Here is a 794-nt window from a genome sequence, read left to right as displayed (position 1 = left end):
GCCGAGGTCAGCGGGCTGCTGCCGTCAGCGTTGCCGCCGTCGGTCGCGGTGTAGGTGAAGTCCGCAGTGCCGTGGAAGTCCGCGTTTGGTTTGAAGTAAACCGTGGCTTCGCCGTTGACCGCGTCAATCGAGCCGGTCACCGGTTTGGTCATCGCCGCGTCGGTGTAGAAGGTGCCGTTGGTAGGCGTGCCGACGGTGAACGATTTAACGTCCGTCGGGCTGTCTACGTCGGTGGCGGACAGTTTGACCGCAATCCCTACGCTTGGATCTTCAGCACCGGTCGCGCTAGTGGCTTCAGCCACCGGCGCGTCGTTGACCGCAGTCACGGTGATGGTGCCGTTGGCTGGCGCCGACGTCAGCGGGCCGCCGTCGGTGGCGGTGTAGGTGAAGTCCGCGGTGCCGTGGAAGTCCGCGTTTGGCTTGAAGTAAACCGTGGCTTCGCCGTTGACTGCGTCAATGGAACCGGTCACCGGTTTGGTCATCGCCGCGTCGGTGTAGAAGGTGCCGTTGGTCGGCGTGCCGACGGTGAACGATTTAACGTCCGTCGGGCTGTCTACGTCGGTGGCGGACAGTTTGACCGCAATCCCTACGCTTGGATCTTCAGCACCGGTCGCGCTAGTGGCTTCAGCCACCGGCGCGTCGTTGACCGCAGTCACGGTGATGGTGCCGTTGGCTGGAGCCGAGGTCAGCGGGCTGCTGCCGTCAGCGTTGCCGCCGTCGGTAGCGGTGTAGGTGAAGTCCGCGGTGCCGTGGAAGTCCGCGTTTGGTTTGAAGTAAACCGTGGCTTCGCCGTT

General features: G+C 63.9%; 1 protein-coding gene. It reads right to left on the bottom strand.

Features of this window, described 5'->3' with window-relative positions; translation table 11 throughout:
* Positions 1–794 (bottom strand): tandem-95 repeat protein (locus ACP7CJ_RS28825; RefSeq protein ID WP_426103247.1); only part of this gene is annotated, 794 nt, incomplete at both ends.

The sequence above is a fragment of the Pseudomonas sp. PSPC3-2 genome (genome assembly GCF_049897085.1).
Lineage (GTDB): Bacteria > Pseudomonadota > Gammaproteobacteria > Pseudomonadales > Pseudomonadaceae > Aquipseudomonas > Aquipseudomonas paraveronii.
The sequence above is the reverse complement of the archived record's forward strand: the minus strand, read 5'-3'. Positions and strand labels throughout refer to the sequence as shown.